25 protein-coding genes are annotated in these 16,592 nt (G+C 66.9%); 23 read left to right on the forward strand and 2 right to left on the reverse strand.

The window, feature by feature from the left end; translation table 11 throughout:
* Window positions 1-521: 521 nt before the first annotated feature.
* Window positions 522-1,226 (reverse strand): Crp/Fnr family transcriptional regulator, encoded by a 705-nt coding sequence (locus AB0I54_RS00425; RefSeq protein ID WP_363293644.1) that lies wholly within the window; start codon window positions 1,224-1,226, stop codon window positions 522-524.
* Window positions 1,227-1,607: 381 nt separating this feature from the next.
* Here AB0I54_RS00425 and rpsL point away from each other — a divergent pair, with 381 nt between their 5' ends.
* The 4 genes from rpsL (at window position 1,608) to tuf (ending at window position 5,967) form a co-directional block, all read left to right on the forward strand.
* The gene (gene rpsL / locus AB0I54_RS00430) at window positions 1,608-1,979 is read left to right on the forward strand and encodes a 30S ribosomal protein S12 (RefSeq protein ID WP_003948652.1); all 372 of its coding nucleotides are present in this window, start codon (window positions 1,608-1,610) and stop codon (window positions 1,977-1,979) included.
* Window positions 1,980-1,981: 2 nt separating this feature from the next.
* Window positions 1,982-2,452 (forward strand): 30S ribosomal protein S7, encoded by a 471-nt coding sequence (gene rpsG, locus AB0I54_RS00435; protein ID WP_003992340.1) that lies wholly within the window; start codon window positions 1,982-1,984, stop codon window positions 2,450-2,452.
* A gap of 39 nt (window positions 2,453-2,491) precedes the next feature.
* Window positions 2,492-4,618, forward strand: a complete 2,127-nt coding sequence (gene fusA, locus AB0I54_RS00440; protein WP_363293645.1) for an elongation factor G — start codon at window positions 2,492-2,494, stop codon at window positions 4,616-4,618.
* A 155-nt stretch (window positions 4,619-4,773) separates the two neighbouring features.
* Entirely contained in the window at window positions 4,774-5,967 is a 1,194-nt protein-coding gene (tuf, locus tag AB0I54_RS00445; protein WP_363293646.1) for an elongation factor Tu, read from the forward strand.
* A gap of 161 nt (window positions 5,968-6,128) precedes the next feature.
* Here tuf and AB0I54_RS00450 read toward each other — a convergent pair whose 3' ends face one another.
* Window positions 6,129-6,563, reverse strand: coding sequence for an ATP-binding protein (locus tag AB0I54_RS00450; RefSeq protein ID WP_363293647.1), 435 nt, complete (start codon window positions 6,561-6,563; stop codon window positions 6,129-6,131).
* Between the two features lie 154 nt (window positions 6,564-6,717).
* Between AB0I54_RS00450 and AB0I54_RS00455 the strand changes: the two genes are divergently transcribed.
* The 19 genes from AB0I54_RS00455 (at window position 6,718) to rpsH (ending at window position 16,583) form a co-directional block, all read left to right on the forward strand.
* The gene (locus AB0I54_RS00455; protein WP_363293648.1) at window positions 6,718-7,593 is read left to right on the forward strand and encodes a helix-turn-helix transcriptional regulator; all 876 of its coding nucleotides are present in this window, start codon (window positions 6,718-6,720) and stop codon (window positions 7,591-7,593) included.
* Window positions 7,590-7,790 carry a DUF397 domain-containing protein gene (locus tag AB0I54_RS00460; protein ID WP_363293649.1) on the forward strand — a complete coding sequence of 67 codons (201 nt, stop codon included), beginning with the start codon at window positions 7,590-7,592 and terminating at the stop codon, window positions 7,788-7,790. The genes AB0I54_RS00455 and AB0I54_RS00460 overlap by 4 nt, the downstream gene beginning before the upstream one ends.
* A gap of 49 nt (window positions 7,791-7,839) precedes the next feature.
* The gene (locus AB0I54_RS00465) at window positions 7,840-8,307 is read left to right on the forward strand and encodes a hypothetical protein (RefSeq protein ID WP_363293650.1); all 468 of its coding nucleotides are present in this window, start codon (window positions 7,840-7,842) and stop codon (window positions 8,305-8,307) included.
* Window positions 8,308-8,969: 662 nt separating this feature from the next.
* Complete coding sequence (rpsJ, locus tag AB0I54_RS00470; protein ID WP_003948644.1) at window positions 8,970-9,278, forward strand: 30S ribosomal protein S10; 309 nt, start codon at window positions 8,970-8,972, stop codon at window positions 9,276-9,278.
* 17 nt (window positions 9,279-9,295) lie between these two features.
* The gene (gene rplC / locus AB0I54_RS00475; RefSeq protein ID WP_306977562.1) at window positions 9,296-9,940 is read left to right on the forward strand and encodes a 50S ribosomal protein L3; all 645 of its coding nucleotides are present in this window, start codon (window positions 9,296-9,298) and stop codon (window positions 9,938-9,940) included.
* 8 nt (window positions 9,941-9,948) lie between these two features.
* Window positions 9,949-10,602: a 50S ribosomal protein L4 gene (gene rplD / locus AB0I54_RS00480; protein WP_363293651.1), complete on the forward strand. Its 654-nt coding sequence runs from the start codon at window positions 9,949-9,951 to the stop codon at window positions 10,600-10,602.
* Window positions 10,602-11,021: a 50S ribosomal protein L23 gene (rplW, locus tag AB0I54_RS00485; protein ID WP_351618256.1), complete on the forward strand. Its 420-nt coding sequence runs from the start codon at window positions 10,602-10,604 to the stop codon at window positions 11,019-11,021. The genes rplD and rplW overlap by 1 nt, the downstream gene beginning before the upstream one ends.
* Before the next feature lie 38 nt (window positions 11,022-11,059).
* Window positions 11,060-11,896 (forward strand): 50S ribosomal protein L2, encoded by an 837-nt coding sequence (gene rplB / locus AB0I54_RS00490; RefSeq protein ID WP_031167077.1) that lies wholly within the window; start codon window positions 11,060-11,062, stop codon window positions 11,894-11,896.
* 12 nt (window positions 11,897-11,908) lie between these two features.
* Window positions 11,909-12,190 (forward strand): 30S ribosomal protein S19, encoded by a 282-nt coding sequence (gene rpsS, locus AB0I54_RS00495; RefSeq protein ID WP_023547380.1) that lies wholly within the window; start codon window positions 11,909-11,911, stop codon window positions 12,188-12,190.
* A 43-nt stretch (window positions 12,191-12,233) separates the two neighbouring features.
* Window positions 12,234-12,581 (forward strand): 50S ribosomal protein L22, encoded by a 348-nt coding sequence (rplV, locus tag AB0I54_RS00500; protein WP_023547379.1) that lies wholly within the window; start codon window positions 12,234-12,236, stop codon window positions 12,579-12,581.
* Window positions 12,581-13,399 (forward strand): 30S ribosomal protein S3, encoded by an 819-nt coding sequence (gene rpsC, locus AB0I54_RS00505; protein ID WP_055706471.1) that lies wholly within the window; start codon window positions 12,581-12,583, stop codon window positions 13,397-13,399. Before rplV ends, rpsC begins: the two co-directional genes overlap by 1 nt.
* 5 nt (window positions 13,400-13,404) lie before the next feature.
* On the forward strand, window positions 13,405-13,824 hold the full coding sequence (gene rplP, locus AB0I54_RS00510) for a 50S ribosomal protein L16 (protein WP_004927269.1): 420 nt from the start codon (window positions 13,405-13,407) through the stop codon (window positions 13,822-13,824).
* Window positions 13,824-14,048: a 50S ribosomal protein L29 gene (rpmC, locus tag AB0I54_RS00515; RefSeq protein ID WP_055632347.1), complete on the forward strand. Its 225-nt coding sequence runs from the start codon at window positions 13,824-13,826 to the stop codon at window positions 14,046-14,048. The genes rplP and rpmC overlap by 1 nt, the downstream gene beginning before the upstream one ends.
* Window positions 14,048-14,329: a 30S ribosomal protein S17 gene (rpsQ, locus tag AB0I54_RS00520; protein WP_263211605.1), complete on the forward strand. Its 282-nt coding sequence runs from the start codon at window positions 14,048-14,050 to the stop codon at window positions 14,327-14,329. Before rpmC ends, rpsQ begins: the two co-directional genes overlap by 1 nt.
* Before the next feature lie 200 nt (window positions 14,330-14,529).
* A complete protein-coding gene (gene rplN, locus AB0I54_RS00525) occupies window positions 14,530-14,898 on the forward strand; it encodes a 50S ribosomal protein L14 (protein ID WP_003998823.1) in 369 nt (122 codons plus the stop codon).
* 2 nt (window positions 14,899-14,900) lie between these two features.
* Window positions 14,901-15,224 carry a 50S ribosomal protein L24 gene (gene rplX, locus AB0I54_RS00530; RefSeq protein ID WP_003992365.1) on the forward strand — a complete coding sequence of 108 codons (324 nt, stop codon included), beginning with the start codon at window positions 14,901-14,903 and terminating at the stop codon, window positions 15,222-15,224.
* Window positions 15,224-15,781 (forward strand): 50S ribosomal protein L5, encoded by a 558-nt coding sequence (gene rplE / locus AB0I54_RS00535; RefSeq protein ID WP_061920719.1) that lies wholly within the window; start codon window positions 15,224-15,226, stop codon window positions 15,779-15,781. Before rplX ends, rplE begins: the two co-directional genes overlap by 1 nt.
* A 5-nt stretch (window positions 15,782-15,786) precedes the next feature.
* A complete protein-coding gene (locus AB0I54_RS00540) occupies window positions 15,787-15,972 on the forward strand; it encodes a type Z 30S ribosomal protein S14 (RefSeq protein ID WP_003948630.1) in 186 nt (61 codons plus the stop codon).
* Between the two features lie 212 nt (window positions 15,973-16,184).
* Window positions 16,185-16,583, forward strand: a complete 399-nt coding sequence (gene rpsH, locus AB0I54_RS00545) for a 30S ribosomal protein S8 (RefSeq protein WP_116148541.1) — start codon at window positions 16,185-16,187, stop codon at window positions 16,581-16,583.
* The last annotated feature ends 9 nt before the right edge of the window (window positions 16,584-16,592 follow it).

Consider the following 16,592-nt stretch of genomic DNA (forward strand, 5'->3'; position numbering starts at 1 on the left):
CTCCGGGCCGGCCACCCCGGCTCCCCGGTCAGCCGTGCTGAGCCTTCGAGTCAGCCGCTCTGGGCCTCCGCGTCAGCCGTCCCGGGCTTCGCGCCGGCCACGCCGGGCTTCCCCGTCAGCCGTGCCGAGTCTCCGGGCCGGCCACCCCGGCTCCCCGGTCAGCCGTGCTGAGCCTTGGGGCCGGCCATCCGGGCCTCCGCGTCAGCCGTCCCGGGCTTCGCGCCGGTCACCCCGGCCTTCCCCGTCAGCCGTGCCGAGTCTCCGGGCCGGTCACCCCGGCCCCCCGGTCAGCCGTGCTGAGCCTTGGGGCCGGCCATCCGGGCCTCCGCGTCAGCCGTCCCGGGCTTCGCGTCGGTCACCCCGGGCCTCCCCGTCAGCCGTGCCGAGTCTCCGGGCCGGCCACCCCGGCCCCCCGGTCAGCCGTGCTGAGCCTTCGGGCCGGCCACCCGGACCCCGCGTCACCCTTCCGCCCGTCGCGTCGGCCGCACCAGGCTTCCGCGTCGGCCGCACTGGCCCCCGTGTCACCCGTCCCGCGCGATCCGTCGCAGCACGTCCATTCGTACGATCCGTAGCGTTCGACGCCCCGTGACCACCACCCCGCGGTCCCGCAGTTCCTTCAGCAGGCGCTGGACCATCTCCCGTGACGCTCCGACCGACCCGGCCAGCTCCTGCTTGCTGAGTGGGACGAGGAGTTCGACGCCGGTCTCGGTGTAGCGGGCGTTCGTGCGGGCCAGTTCGAGCAGGAGGGCGGCCAGGCGTTCCCGTACGTGCATGGACGCGAACTCCAGGCGGCGCTGGTCGGCCGCGCGCATCCGGTCGGAGGTGAGGCCGAGGAGGGCGTAGGAGACGTCGGGGGAGTGCCCGAGGAAGTCGGTGAAGCGGTCCCGTTCGACGGCGACCGCGCGGACCGGCTCCAGGGCGGTCACGGTGGCCGAGCGCGGGCGTCCGGTGAGCGCGGCCGACTCGCCGACGATGTCGCCGGGGCCGCGCAGGGCGAGCAGCGCCTCGTAGCCGTTGACGGCGGCCGCGGTGACCTTGGTCCAGCCGTGGATGACGAAGAGGACGTACGAGGAGGGCTCGTGCTGGTGGAGCAGCACGTCCCGAGGGCGGAAGCCGAGCTCGCGGCCCAGGCCGAGCAGCGCCTCGCGGTCGCCCTTCTCCAGGCGTGCGAGGAAGGGCACCCGGTCGTCGAGACCGGTCCCGTCGGGTAAGTCGGCCGCCGTCATGTGTTCCCCCGTCCCCCACGATCGGTACAGCAACCGTTCAACGTACTGAACAAGCCGTTGGCATGGGCACGGAACCGGCGACAACCCCGCGACATTCACTCCGGGCCCACGATTGCAAGGGTGACAAACCCGGCGTGTCGGGGCGCACTCCATTTGTTTTGACCGAAGTCCGTGAGGTAGGTACGCTCAGACCTTGTGCCTGGGGTGTGCCCTGGCTCTCGTGTGTGCCTTCAACCGCATGGCGAGCCGACACCGGCCACCGTAATCTGCGCCCTTTTTCGCCTGGCGGCAAAGGTCCGCGGGATTCGACACACCCGACCGCGTGGGTCGGCGACGTTCCAGGTTAGCTGTACCTATCGGCACACAGAAACCGGAGAAGTAGTGCCTACGATCCAGCAGCTGGTCCGCAAGGGCCGGCAGGACAAGGTCGAGAAGAACAAGACGCCCGCACTTGAGGGTTCCCCTCAGCGTCGTGGCGTCTGCACGCGTGTGTTCACGACCACCCCGAAGAAGCCGAACTCGGCCCTGCGTAAGGTCGCGCGTGTGCGTCTGACCAGCGGGATCGAGGTCACCGCTTACATTCCGGGTGAGGGACACAACCTGCAGGAGCACTCCATCGTGCTCGTGCGCGGCGGCCGTGTGAAGGACCTGCCGGGTGTTCGCTACAAGATCATCCGCGGTTCGCTCGACACCCAGGGTGTCAAGAACCGCAAGCAGGCCCGCAGCCGCTACGGCGCCAAGAAGGAGAAGTAAGAATGCCTCGTAAGGGCCCCGCCCCGAAGCGCCCGGTCATCATCGACCCGGTCTACGGTTCTCCTCTGGTGACCTCCCTGATCAACAAGGTGCTGCTGAACGGCAAGCGCTCCACCGCCGAGCGCATCGTCTACGGCGCCATGGAGGGTCTGCGTGAGAAGACGGGCAACGACCCGATCATCACGCTGAAGCGCGCGCTGGAGAACATCAAGCCGACCCTTGAGGTCAAGTCCCGCCGTGTCGGTGGTGCGACGTACCAGGTTCCGATCGAGGTCAAGCCCGGTCGCGCCAACACCCTCGCGCTGCGCTGGCTCGTCGGCTACTCCCGCGCCCGTCGCGAGAAGACCATGACCGAGCGTCTGCTCAACGAGCTTCTCGACGCTTCGAACGGCCTCGGTGCGGCCGTCAAGAAGCGCGAGGACACGCACAAGATGGCCGAGTCCAACAAGGCCTTCGCGCACTACCGCTGGTAGTCGCAGTCCACATCGAGACCGAGAGAAGACTGAAGCCTTATGGCTACCACTTCGCTTGACCTGGCCAAGGTGCGCAATATCGGCATCATGGCCCACATCGACGCGGGCAAGACGACCACCACCGAGCGGATCCTGTTCTACACCGGCGTTTCTTACAAGATCGGTGAGGTCCACGACGGCGCTGCCACCATGGACTGGATGGAGCAGGAGCAGGAGCGTGGCATCACGATCACCTCTGCTGCCACCACCTGCCACTGGCCGCTGGAAGACGTCGACCACACCATCAACATCATCGACACCCCGGGCCACGTCGACTTCACTGTCGAGGTGGAGCGCTCCCTGCGCGTGCTCGACGGTGCCGTGACGGTGTTCGACGGCGTCGCCGGCGTTGAGCCGCAGTCCGAGACCGTGTGGCGTCAGGCGGACCGTTACGGCGTTCCGCGTATCTGCTTCGTCAACAAGCTCGACCGTACCGGTGCCGAGTTCCACCGCTGTGTCGACATGATCAGCGACCGCCTGGGCGCTCAGCCGATCGTCATGCAGCTCCCGATCGGCGCCGAGGCCGACTTCAAGGGCGTCGTCGACCTCGTGACGATGAAGGCCCTGGTCTGGTCCGCCGAGGCCACCAAGGGCGAGATGTACGACGTCGTCGACATCCCGGACACGCACACCGAGGCTGCCGAGGAGTACCGCGGCAAGCTGCTGGAGGCCGTGGCCGAGAACGACGAAGAGATCATGGAGCTGTACCTGGAGGGCACCGAGCCCTCCGTGGAGCAGCTGTACGCCGCGATCCGTCGCATCACCATCGCGTCCGGCAAGTCCAAGGACACCACGGTCACCCCGGTGTTCTGCGGCACCGCGTTCAAGAACAAGGGCGTCCAGCCCCTGCTCGACGCGGTCGTGCGCTACCTCCCCTCGCCCCTGGACGTCGAGGCCATCGAGGGCCACGACGTCAAGGACCCGGAGACGGTCGTCAAGCGCAAGCCGTCCGAGGAGGAGCCGCTGTCGGCTCTGGCGTTCAAGATCATGAGCGACCCGCACCTCGGCAAGCTCACCTTCGTCCGGGTCTACTCGGGCCGCCTGGAGTCCGGCACCTCGGTGCTGAACTCCGTCAAGGGCAAGAAGGAGCGCATCGGCAAGATCTACCGCATGCACGCGAACAAGCGTGAGGAGATCGACTCGGTGGGCGCCGGCGACATCATCGCCGTCATGGGTCTGAAGCAGACCACGACCGGTGAGACGCTGTGCGACGACAAGGCCCCGGTCATCCTGGAGTCCATGGACTTCCCGGCGCCGGTCATCCAGGTCGCCATCGAGCCCAAGTCGAAGGGCGACCAGGAGAAGCTGGGCGTCGCGATCCAGCGCCTGGCCGAGGAGGACCCGTCCTTCCAGGTCCACTCGGACGAGGAGACCGGCCAGACCATCATCGGTGGTATGGGCGAGCTGCACCTCGAGGTGCTGGTCGACCGTATGCGCCGTGAGTTCAAGGTCGAGGCCAACGTCGGCAAGCCGCAGGTCGCGTACCGCGAGACGATCCGCAAGGCCGTCGAGCGTGTGGACTACACCCACAAGAAGCAGACCGGTGGTACCGGTCAGTTCGCCAAGGTGCAGATCGCGATCGAGCCCATCGAGGGCGGCGACGCGTCGTACGAGTTCGTGAACAAGGTGACCGGTGGCCGTATCCCGAAGGAGTACATCCCTTCGGTGGACGCCGGTGCTCAGGAGGCCATGCAGTTCGGCATCCTCGCGGGCTACGAGATGACCGGCGTGCGCGTCATCCTGATCGACGGTGGCTACCACGAGGTCGACTCCTCCGAGCTCGCCTTCAAGATCGCCGGTTCGCAGGCCTTCAAGGAGGCCGCGCGCAAGGCCAGCCCCGTGCTGCTCGAGCCGATGATGGCCGTCGAGGTCACCACGCCCGAGGACTACATGGGTGAGGTCATCGGCGACATCAACTCCCGCCGTGGTCAGATCCAGGCCATGGAGGAGCGGGCCGGTGCCCGCGTCGTCAAGGGCCTCGTGCCCCTGTCGGAGATGTTCGGCTACGTCGGCGACCTCCGCAGCAAGACGTCGGGTCGCGCAAGCTACTCGATGCAGTTCGACTCCTACGCCGAGGTTCCGCGGAACGTCGCCGAGGAGATCATCGCGAAGGCCAAGGGCGAGTAACGCACCGCGTTCACACGCTTTAGGCTTGACTCCGGAGCCTCGTGGGGCAAACAGCCGCAAACGCGGATGTTTGCCCACGGTTCCGGGCTTTCCAGCAAAGATCACCTGGCGCCGATGAAGTAAGGCGTACAGAACCACTCCACAGGAGGACCCCAGTGGCGAAGGCGAAGTTCGAGCGGACTAAGCCGCACGTCAACATCGGCACCATCGGTCACATCGACCACGGTAAGACGACCCTCACGGCCGCCATTACCAAGGTGCTGCACGACGCGTACCCGGACCTGAACGAGGCCACCGCGTTTGACAACATCGACAAGGCGCCCGAGGAGCGCCAGCGCGGTATCACCATCTCCATCGCGCACGTCGAGTACCAGACCGAGGCGCGTCACTACGCCCACGTCGACTGCCCGGGTCACGCGGACTACATCAAGAACATGATCACCGGTGCCGCGCAGATGGACGGCGCGATCCTCGTGGTCGCCGCCACCGACGGCCCGATGCCGCAGACCAAGGAGCACGTGCTCCTGGCCCGCCAGGTCGGCGTTCCGTACATCGTCGTCGCCCTGAACAAGGCCGACATGGTGGACGACGAGGAGATCCTGGAGCTCGTCGAGCTCGAGGTCCGTGAGCTCCTCTCCGAGTACGAGTTCCCGGGCGACGACCTGCCGGTCGTCAAGGTCTCCGCGCTGAAGGCGCTGGAGGGCGACCCCGAGTGGACCCAGACCGTCCTCGACCTGATGAAGGCCGTCGACGAGAGCATCCCGCAGCCCGAGCGTGACGTCGACAAGCCGTTCCTCATGCCGATCGAGGACGTCTTCACGATCACCGGTCGCGGTACGGTCGTCACCGGCCGTATCGAGCGTGGTGTCCTCAAGGTCAACGAGACCGTCGACATCGTGGGCATCAAGCAGGAGAAGACCACCACCACGGTCACCGGCATCGAGATGTTCCGCAAGCTGCTCGACGAGGGCCAGGCGGGCGAGAACGTCGGCCTCCTCCTCCGCGGCATCAAGCGCGAGGACGTCGAGCGCGGCCAGGTCATCATCAAGCCGGGCTCGGTCACCCCGCACACCGAGTTCGCGGCGCAGGCCTACATCCTCTCCAAGGACGAGGGTGGCCGCCACACGCCGTTCTTCAACAACTACCGTCCGCAGTTCTACTTCCGTACGACGGACGTGACCGGCGTCGTGACCCTCCCCGAGGGCACCGAGATGGTCATGCCGGGTGACAACACCGAGATGACGGTGGAGCTCATCCAGCCCGTCGCCATGGAAGAGGGCCTGAAGTTCGCCATCCGCGAGGGTGGCCGCACGGTGGGCGCCGGCCAGGTCACCAAGATCAACAAGTGATCTTGACCGACCCGGCCAGGTCTCTGACCTGGTAGCTGTCGAAGGGGCCCGTACGACTCCGGTCGTACGGGCCCCTTTGCGTTGTGCGGGCTGGGCGGTGGCGGGTGGCCCACCTGTGCTTGACAGTCGGCGTCGGCAAAGACCTACGACCGGGCGGTGATTCACCGGGACGAGGCACACCGTAAGACAGTCAGCTCGGCCCAGACCGTCTTGCGGGGACGTGGTCCCGGAACAACGCCCCACCGGTCGGCGAAGGCCTCGACGAGCACGAGGCCCCGGCCGGCTTCCGACTCGGGGGCGGGATGCTGCGGGCAGGGCAGGCCGTCCCCGCGAGTGTCCGTCACCTCGATACGGAGGGTGTCCGCGACGACGTACAGCGACAGCCGGAAGTCGCGCCCCCGCACTCGCCCATGCGTGGCCGCGTTGGCAGCCAGCTCCGCGACGACCTGTGCTGCCTTCTCCGACGGCAGCCCCCAGGAGCGCAGTTGCTCGGTGGCGAGGAGCCGGGCGAGGCGGGCACCCCGGGGTGTGGGGGACAGGAGCACGCTGAAGTTCCGGACGGCGCAATCGAGTTGGGTGGAGTTTTCCTGGTTCACGTCACTCAGCGTGGCCGCATCTGCGTACCGTGAACAGTGACGCAGCCGATGCGTACGGTTACTGTCCGGCGCTTGTCCGGTCATGTCCTGGCTGTCGAGGACGGCCGTACGGGTAGGGGCGTCGCGGCACGGTCGTACGACGGAGGGGTGCGGGATGAGTGTGGACGGCGAGGCGGTACGGCTCAAGAGCGAGGCCGACGAACCGGGTTGGGAAGTGGACCCGGACGACGACTGGGGCATCGCCGTGATCGCAACCGTCGGACGTCAGCTCAAGCTGCGGCGCGAGGCGGCGGGGATGCGGGCCGCCGTGTTCGGGGAGGCCGTCGGGTACGGCGAGGACATGGTCTACAAGATCGAGAGCGGGAAGCGGATCCCGAGGCCCGAGTATCTGGACAGGGCGGACGAGGTGTTGGGGGCGGGCGGGTTGCTCTCGGCGATGAAGGAGGACGTGGCCAAGGTCCGGTATCCGAAGAAGGTGCGGGACCTGGCCCGGATGGAGGCCAAGGCGGTCGAGATCGGGGTGTACGAAAGCATCAGCGTCAATGGTCTGTTGCAGACGTCGGAGCATGCGCGAGCGCTGCTGGAATCGTGGCAGCCGGCGTATTCGGCGGAGGACGTGGAGCGCCTGGTAGCGGCCCGTGTGGCCCGGCAGTCCGTATACGAGCGGTCACCCGCGCCCGCCCTCAGCTTCGTGCAGGAAGAGGCGACGCTTCGCCGCCCTGTTGGAGGCACAATGGTCTGGCAGCAGCAGCTCGAACGTCTGCTGGAAGTAGGTCGGTTGAGCAACGTCACGCTTCAGGTGATGCCGACGCACAGTGCGGCCCATCCCGGTCTGAACGGGAGGATCGAAGTGCTGAAGTTCGAGGACGGTTCGGCAGTCGGGCGCTCCGACGGAGCTTACAACGGCCGCCCGATTTCCGATCCGAGGCAGTTGCGCATCCTTGAGCTGAGGTATGGCACCATCCGGGCGCAGGCCCTCCCGCCAGGGGAGTCGCTCGCCTTCATTGAGCAACTGCTGGGAGAAACATGATCCGCAAGTCCCCGCCCGAACTCACCTGGTTCAAGAGCAGCTACAGCAGCGGTCCCGACGGCGAATCCTGCGTCGAAATCGCCCCCACCCCCACCACCATCCACGTCCGAGACTCCAAGAACCCCACCCATGCCCCCCACCTCACCTTCCCACCGTCCACCTGGACGGCCTTCGTCACGTACGCCGCTGAAGCGTGACCCTCGCCCGCGCCCGCGACGGACGACGTACGGAGAGGAAAGAGCGGTCATGGCGACCGGGTGGGACTGGGAGAGCGGTGACGGGCTGCTGCGTCTTGACGACCCCGTGGAGTGGGATGCCGCATTCGAGCGCGGGGAGCGGTCGCTCGGCACGGCGGTGATCGGGCTGGCGTTCAACTGTTCACTGGAGGAGGCATCGCCCCGGATCGTGCGGGCGACCCAGTTGCCCGACCCTGACCAGCGAGGATTCGCCTTCACGGCGGCGGGCACCGTGGCTCGGCTCAACAACGCGCTCACCCCGGAGCTGTACGGGACACTGCGCGCGGAGGGACGCCGCGGCTTCGCCGAGAACGCCATCGACGACACGCTGACCTTCGTGCCGTTCCGGGATCTGCCACCGCGGTTCAAGTGGTGGAAGGTGCAGTCGACCGGAAGCGACAAGCTGCTGCGCTGGTTGCTCTGGCCTCAGGACACGTTCTGGGAACTACGGGAAACCCTGCGCAGGCGCCGCTCCTGAGCGCGATGGATGACGGACGGAGAAGAAGAGCGGCCATGGCGTCCGCGCGGGGCTGGGCGAGCGGCGCGCCGGTACAGCGGTGACGGCGTCGGCGTTCCACCGTTCGGCCGTGCGCTACAAGCGCTGCTGCGCTGGTTGCGCCGGCCCAGGGACACGGCCGAGGAGATCTGCGAGGCCCTGCGCCGGCGTCGTTCCTGATCGTGGTCGGCCACCGCACGCGCGGCGAGGGGAGCCCGGGGCCGGCGCCCGGTGTTTGACCTACGTCACCCTGGGGGTATTCTCTCCGGCTCGATTGGCCAGCCCCCTGCCCCGTATGGCAGACTAGCGGGGTTGCTCGGTCGAGTGTTGATGCTGCGCGCCTCCCGCCGGGAGGACCGGAAGCGAGTCCCACAGTACTCGTCGCCCTAACTGCCTGCGGGCAGCACTGGGGCGGACGTACGGGAATCTTCCGGGAAGTGTGAGCGCGGCACCGGCCAGGCGCCCGGTGGGCCTTCCGCCCCCGGCTTGCGGTTCCGGTAGGGCCGTGTGCAGTCCCGTAGGGATGTTCGAACAAGGGACATCTCTGTCAGCGGGAGCGCGACACGCCCGACCGCGTGGGTCGGAGGACGGGGCGAGGAACACCGGGTTCCAGAGCGTTGAAGAGACAGGACTACTGAGTAGCCATGGCGGGACAGAAGATCCGCATCCGGCTCAAGGCCTACGACCACGAGGTCATCGACTCCTCGGCGAAGAAGATCGTCGAGACGGTGACCCGCACTGGTGCGTCGGTCGCGGGCCCGGTGCCGCTGCCCACTGAGAAGAACGTGTACTGCGTCATCAAGTCGCCGCACAAGTACAAGGACTCGCGCGAGCACTTCGAGATGCGCACGCACAAGCGCCTGATCGACATTCTCGACCCCACCCCCAAGACCGTTGACTCTCTGATGCGACTCGACCTCCCGGCCGGCGTCGACATCGAGATCAAGCTCTGAGGGTCGGTGAGCTGAGAATGGCTAAGCAGATCAAGGGCATCCTGGGCGAGAAGCTCGGCATGACGCAGGTGTGGGACGAGAACAACCGTGTTGTTCCGGTCACCGTCGTCAAGGCAAGCCCCAACGTCGTCACCCAGGTCCGTACGAACGATGTCGACGGCTACGAGTCCGTCCAGATCGCTTTCGGCGAGATCGACCCGCGCAAGGTGAACAAGCCCCTCAAGGGCCACTTCGCCAAGGCCGACGTCACCCCGCGTCGTCACCTCGTCGAGATCCGCACCGCGGACGCCTCCGAGTACACGCTCGGCCAGGAGATCACCGCTGAGGTGTTCGAGGCCGGTATCAAGGTCGACGTCACCGGCAAGAGCAAGGGCAAGGGCTTCGCCGGTGTCATGAAGCGTCACAACTTCAAGGGCCTCGGCGCCGGACACGGCACCCAGCGCAAGCACCGCTCGCCCGGTTCCATCGGTGGCTGCGCCACCCCGGGCCGCGTGTTCAAGGGCCTCCGCATGGCGGGTCGCATGGGCAACGAGCGGGTCACCACCCAGAACCTGACCGTCCACGCCGTTGACGCGGAGAAGGGTCTGCTGCTCATCAAGGGCGCGGTTCCCGGTCCGAACGGCGGCCTCGTCCTGGTCCGCACCGCGGCCAAGGGGGCCTGAGGTAACCGATGAGCACTGTTGACATCCTTTCGCCGGCGGGCGACAAGGCCGGTTCCGTCGAGCTCCCCGCGGAGATCTTCGACGCCAAGGTCAGCGTTCCGCTGATCCACCAGGTCGTCGTCGCGCAGCTGGCCGCTGCCCGCCAGGGCACCCACAAGACGAAGACCCGTGGCGAGGTCCGTGGTGGCGGCAAGAAGCCGTACCGCCAGAAGGGCACCGGTCGCGCCCGCCAGGGTTCGACCCGCGCGCCGCAGTTCGCCGGTGGTGGCGTCGTGCACGGTCCCGTGCCGCGTGACTACTCGCAGCGCACCCCCAAGAAGATGAAGGCCGCCGCCCTGCGCGGTGCCCTCACCGACCGGGCGCGTCACAACCGCATCCACGTCGTCTCCGGCGTGGTCGAGGGCGAGAACCCCAGCACCAAGGCCGCCAAGAGCCTGTTCGGCAAGATCAGCGAGCGCAAGAACCTGCTCCTGGTCGTCGAGCGCGCCGACGAGGCCGCGTGGCTGTCCGCCCGCAACCTGCCCCAGGTCCACATCCTGGAGCCGGGCCAGCTGAACACGTACGACGTTCTCGTCTCGGACGACGTGGTCTTCACCCAGGCCGCTTTCGAGTCCTTCGTCGCCGGCCCGAAGGCCAACGACACCGAAGGGACCGAGGTCTGATGGCTATCCGTCACCCGAGCATCGCCTCGAAGGCCGCCAAGGCCGCCAAGGCCGCGCGCGTCGCCAAGGCGCGTCGCCACGCCGCCGAGGGCAAGAACACCGTCGAGACCCCGCTGAGCAAGTCGTACACGGACCCCCGTGACGTCCTGCTGAAGCCGGTCGTCTCCGAGAAGAGCTACGCGCTCCTCGACGAGAACAAGTACACGTTCATCGTCGACCCGAACGCCAACAAGACCCAGATCAAGCAGGCCGTCCAGGCGGTCTTCGACGTCAAGGTCACCGGGGTCAACACGATCAACCGCCAGGGCAAGCGCAAGCGCACGAAGACCGGTTTCGGTCAGCGTGCCGGCAGCAAGCGCGCGATCGTGACCCTCGCCGAGGGCGACCGTATCGACATCTTCGGCGGTCCGACCGCGTAAGCGGGTCGGATCGTCCGATATCGGACGAGGACTGAGAAATGGGAATCCGCAAGTACAAGCCGACTACGCCGGGCCGTCGTGGCGCCAGCGTCGCCGACTTCGTCGAGGTCACGCGGTCCACGCCGGAGAAGTCGCTGGTCCGCCCCCTGCACAGCAAGGGCGGCCGTAACAACGCCGGTCGTGTGACCGTTCGCCACCAGGGTGGCGGACACAAGCGCGCCTACCGAGTGATCGACTTCCGTCGTCACGACAAGGACGGCGTGCCGGCGAAGGTCGCGCACATCGAGTACGACCCCAACCGCACCGCGCGCATCGCGCTGCTGCACTACGCCGACGGCGAGAAGCGCTACATCCTCGCCCCGCGCAACCTGCAGCAGGGTGACCGCGTCGAGAACGGTCCCGGGGCCGACATCAAGCCGGGCAACAACCTGGCCCTCCGCAACATCCCGGTCGGTACCACGATCCACGCGATCGAGCTCCGTCCCGGTGGCGGTGCCAAGTTCGCCCGCTCCGCCGGTGCCTCCGTGCAGCTGCTCGCGAAGGAGGGCTCGATGGCCCACCTCCGCATGCCGTCCGGTGAGATCCGCCTGGTCGACGTCCGCTGCCGCGCCACCATCGGCGAGGTCGGCAACGCCGAGCAGAGCAACATCAACTGGGGCAAGGCCGGCCGTAAGCGGTGGCTGGGCGTTCGCCCGACCGTCCGTGGTGTCGTGATGAACCCGGTTGACCACCCGCACGGTGGTGGTGAGGGCCGGACCTCCGGTGGTCGCCACCCTGTGTCCCCGTGGGGCAAGAAGGAAGGCCGTACTCGTTCGCCCAAGAAGGCGTCGAACAAGTACATCGTCCGCCGCCGCAAGACGAACAAGAAGCGCTAAGGACGGGTTGAGATGCCTCGTAGCCTGAAGAAGGGGCCCTTCGTCGACGACCACCTGATCAAGAAGGTGGACGCCCAGAACGAAGCCGGCACCAAGAACGTCATCAAGACCTGGTCCCGCCGCTCGATGATCGTCCCGGCCATGCTGGGCCACACGCTCGCGGTGCACAACGGCAAGACCCACATCCCGGTGTTCGTCACCGAGTCGATGGTCGGCCACAAGCTCGGCGAGTTCTCGCCGACCCGCACCTTCCGGGGCCACGTCAAGGAAGACCGGAAGTCGAAGCGCCGCTAGTAGCGGATCGCATTCAGACACGTAAGTAACTGAAGGGACAACCATGGAAGCCAGGGCCCAGGCGCGGTACATCCGCGTCACGCCCATGAAGGCCCGCCGCGTGGTGGACCTCATCCGTGGCATGGACGCCACGGAGGCCCAGGCTGTTCTGCGATTCGCTCCGCAGGCAGCCTCCGTGCCGGTCGGCAAGGTGCTCGACAGCGCCATCGCCAACGCCGCGCACAACTACGACCACACCGACGCCGACAGCCTCTTCGTTTCCGAGGCCTACGTCGACGAGGGCCCGACCCTGAAGCGGTTCCGTCCGCGCGCCCAGGGCCGTGCCTACCGGATCCGCAAGCGGACCAGCCACATCACCGTGGTCGTCAGCAGCAAGGAAGGAACCCGGTAATGGGCCAGAAGGTAAACCCGCATGGGTTCCGGCTCGGTGTCACGACCGACTTCAAGTCGCGTTGGTACGCCGACAAGCTGTACAAGGACTACGTCAAGGAAGACGTCGCCATCCGTCGGATGATGACGTCCGGCATGGAGCGCGCCGGTATCTCGAAGGTTGAGATCGAGCGCACCCGTGACCGCGTGCGGGTGGACATCCACACCGCTCGTCCGGGCATCGTCATCGGCCGCCGTGGCGCCGAGGCCGACCGCATCCGCGGTGACCTCGAGAAGCTCACGGGCAAGCAGGTCCAGCTGAACATCCTCGAGGTCAAGAACCCCGAGACCGACGCTCAGCTCGTGGCCCAGGCCGTTGCCGAGCAGCTCTCCTCCCGCGTCTCCTTCCGCCGCGCCATGCGTAAGAGCATGCAGTCGGCGATGAAGGCCGGCGCCAAGGGCATCAAGATCCAGTGCGGTGGCCGCCTCGGCGGCGCCGAGATGTCCCGCTCGGAGTTCTACCGCGAGGGCCGTGTGCCCCTGCACACGCTCCGCGCGAACGTGGACTACGGCTTCTTCGAGGCCAAGACGACCTTCGGCCGCATCGGTGTGAAGGTCTGGATCTACAAGGGCGACGTCAAGAACATCGCCGAGGTCCGCGCCGAGAACGCTGCGGCCCGTGCGGGTAACCGCCCGGCCCGCGGTGGTGCCGACCGCCCGGCCCGTGGTGGCCGCGGTGGCGAGCGGCGCGGTCGCAAGCCGCAGCAGGCTGCCGGCGCCGAGGCCCCCAAGGCCGAGGCTCCCGCCGCTCCGGCTGAGAGCACCGGAACGGAGGCCTGACCGACATGCTGATCCCCCGTAGGGTCAAGCACCGCAAGCAGCACCACCCGAAGCGTCGTGGTCAGGCCAAGGGCGGTACGACGGTCGCGTTCGGCGAGTACGGCATTCAGGCCCTCACGCCGGCGTACGTGACCAACCGCCAGATCGAGGCGGCCCGTATCGCGATGACCCGCCACATCAAGCGTGGCGGCAAGGTCTGGATCAACATCTACCCGGACCGCCCGCTCACGAAGAAGCCGGCCGAGACCCGCATGGGTTCCGGTAAGGGTTCGCCGGAGTGGTGGATCGCGAACGTGCACCCGGGCCGGGTCATGTTCGAGCTGTCCTACCCGAACGAGAAGATTGCGCGTGAGGCTCTCACTCGTGCGGCTCACAAGCTGCCGATGAAGTGCCGCATCGTCAAGCGCGAGGCAGGTGAAGCGTGATGTCGGTCGGTACCAAGGCGTCCGAGCTGCGCGAGCTGGGCAACGAGGAGCTTCTGGGCAAGCTCCGCGAGGCCAAGGAAGAGCTGTTCAACCTCCGCTTCCAGGCGGCGACGGGCCAGCTCGAGAACCACGGCCGTCTGAAGGCGGTCCGCAAGGACATCGCGCGGATCTACACCCTGATGCGCGAGCGTGAGCTGGGCATCGAAACGGTGGAGAACGCCTGATGAGCGAGAAGAACGTGACTGAGCAGACTGAGCGCAACGCGCGGAAGACCCGTGAGGGCCTGGTCGTCAGCGACAAGATGGACAAGACCGTCGTCGTCGCCGTCGAGGACCGTGTGAAGCACGCGCTGTACGGCAAGGTCATCCGCCGTACGAACAAGCTCAAGGCGCACGACGAGCAGAACGCTGCCGGTGTCGGCGACCGCGTCCTCCTGATGGAGACCCGGAAGCTGTCGTCCAGCAAGCACTGGCGCGTCGTCGAGATCCTCGAGAAGGCGAAGTAATAAGCGGGGGCTCCGCCCCCGCTGACCCCCGCTGGGGGCTCCGCTCCCAGGCCCCCGGGCCTGGCCGCGGTGAAGCCCCCGGCGTGGGTTGCCGCCTGCAGAGGCCCAAGTAATTCCTGCGTGAGCAACTCGCAGGACGGTTCCGCCAGGCTCTCCGGCCCAACCCCCGGAGGGAACCGGCAGACAAACAGGAGATAGACGTGATCCAGCAGGAGTCGCGACTGCGCGTCGCCGACAACACTGGTGCGAAGGAAATCCTTTGCATCCGTGTGCTCGGTGGCTCCGGTCGCCGCTACGCGGGCATCGGTGACGTCATCGTCGCCACCGTCAAGGACGCGATCCCCGGCGGCAACGTGAAGAAGGGTGACGTCGTCAAGGCGGTCATCGTTCGCACCGTCAAGGAGCGCCGCCGTCCGGACGGCTCGTACATCCGCTTCGACGAGAACGCCGCCGTCATTCTGAAGAACGACGGCGACCCTCGCGGCACCCGCATCTTCGGCCCGGTCGGCCGTGAGCTGCGCGAGAAGAAGTTCATGAAGATCATCTCGCTCGCGCCGGAGGTGCTGTAAGCATGAAGATCAAGAAGGGCGACCTGGTCCAGGTCATCACCGGCAAGGACAAGGGCAAGCAGGGCAAGGTCATCGCGGCCTTCCCCCGCGAGGACCGCGTCCTGGTCGAGGGTGTCAACCGGGTCAAGAAGCACACCAAGGCCGGTCCGACCGCTCGCGGTTCGCAGGCCGGTGGCATCGTCACGACCGAGGCGCCGATCCACGTCTCCAACGTCCAGCTGGTCGTTGAGAAGGACGGCAACAAGGTCGTCACGCGTGTCGGTTACCGCTTCGACGACGAAGGCAACAAGATCCGCGTTGCCAAGCGGACGGGTGAGGACATCTGATGGCTACCACCACCACTCCGCGTCTGAAGCAGAAGTACCGCGAGGAGATCGCGGGCAAGCTGCGTGACGAGTTCAAGTACGAGAACGTCATGCAGGTTCCCGGCCTCGTCAAGATCGTGGTCAACATGGGTGTCGGCGACGCCGCCCGTGACTCGAAGCTGATCGAGGGCGCCATCCGCGACCTCACCACGATCACCGGTCAGAAGCCGGCCGTCACCAAGGCCCGCAAGTCCATCGCGCAGTTCAAGCTGCGTGAGGGCCAGCCGATCGGTGCCCACGTCACGCTCCGTGGCGACCGCATGTGGGAGTTCCTGGACCGCACCCTGTCGCTCGCGCTCCCGCGCATCCGCGACTTCCGCGGCCTGTCCCCCAAGCAGTTCGACGGCCGTGGCAACTACACCTTCGGTCTCACGGAGCAGGTCATGTTCCACGAGATCGACCAGGACAAGATCGACCGTACCCGGGGCATGGACATCACCGTGGTCACCACGGCGACCAACGACGCTGAGGGCCGCGCGCTCCTTCGTCACCTCGGCTTCCCGTTCAAGGAGGCGTGAGCGAGATGGCGAAGAAGGCTCTGATTGCCAAGGCTGCTCGCAAGCCCAAGTTCGGTGTGCGTGGCTACACCCGCTGCCAGCGCTGCGGCCGTCCGCACTCCGTGTACCGCAAGTTCGGCCTGTGCCGCGTGTGCCTTCGTGAGATGGCTCACCGTGGCGAGCTGCCGGGCGTGACCAAGAGCTCCTGGTAATCCCTGTAATAGGGGATTCCTGAAGCTCTCGGTAAGCATCTGGGTCGGCAGGGGCCCTACTCCGCATGCCGTAGGCTTGTGGGGTTGGGCGTCTGCCGCGCCCGTACGACTTACTACGCCGTAGGTCCACCGCGCCGCACCCGTCCCGTCTCGGATCGGGGAGAGGGATGGCGCACCAGGAAACCCCGGCGAGAGAGGCCGAAGGCCAATTCATGACCATGACTGATCCGATCGCAGACATGCTTACGCGTCTGCGGAACGCGAACTCGGCATACCACGACTCCGTGACGATGCCGGCGTCCAAGATCAAGTCTCACATCGCGGAGATCCTCCAGCAGGAGGGCTTCATCACGGGCTGGCGCGTCGAGGACGCCGAGGTGGGCAAGAACCTCACCCTCGAGCTGAAGTTCGGCCCGAACCGTGAGCGCTCCATCGCGGGCATCAAGCGGATCTCCAAGCCCGGTCTCCGGGTGTACGCGAAGTCCACCAACCTGCCGAAGGTGCTCGGCGGCCTCGGCGTGGCGATCATCTCCACGTCGCACGGGCTCCTCACCGACAAGCAGGCCGGCAAGAAGGGCGTGGGTGGGGAAGTCCTCGCCTACGTCTGGTAGCGGAAGGGA

The sequence above is a fragment of the Streptomyces sp. NPDC050625 genome (assembly GCF_040654755.1).
Taxonomy (GTDB): domain Bacteria; phylum Actinomycetota; class Actinomycetes; order Streptomycetales; family Streptomycetaceae; genus Streptomyces.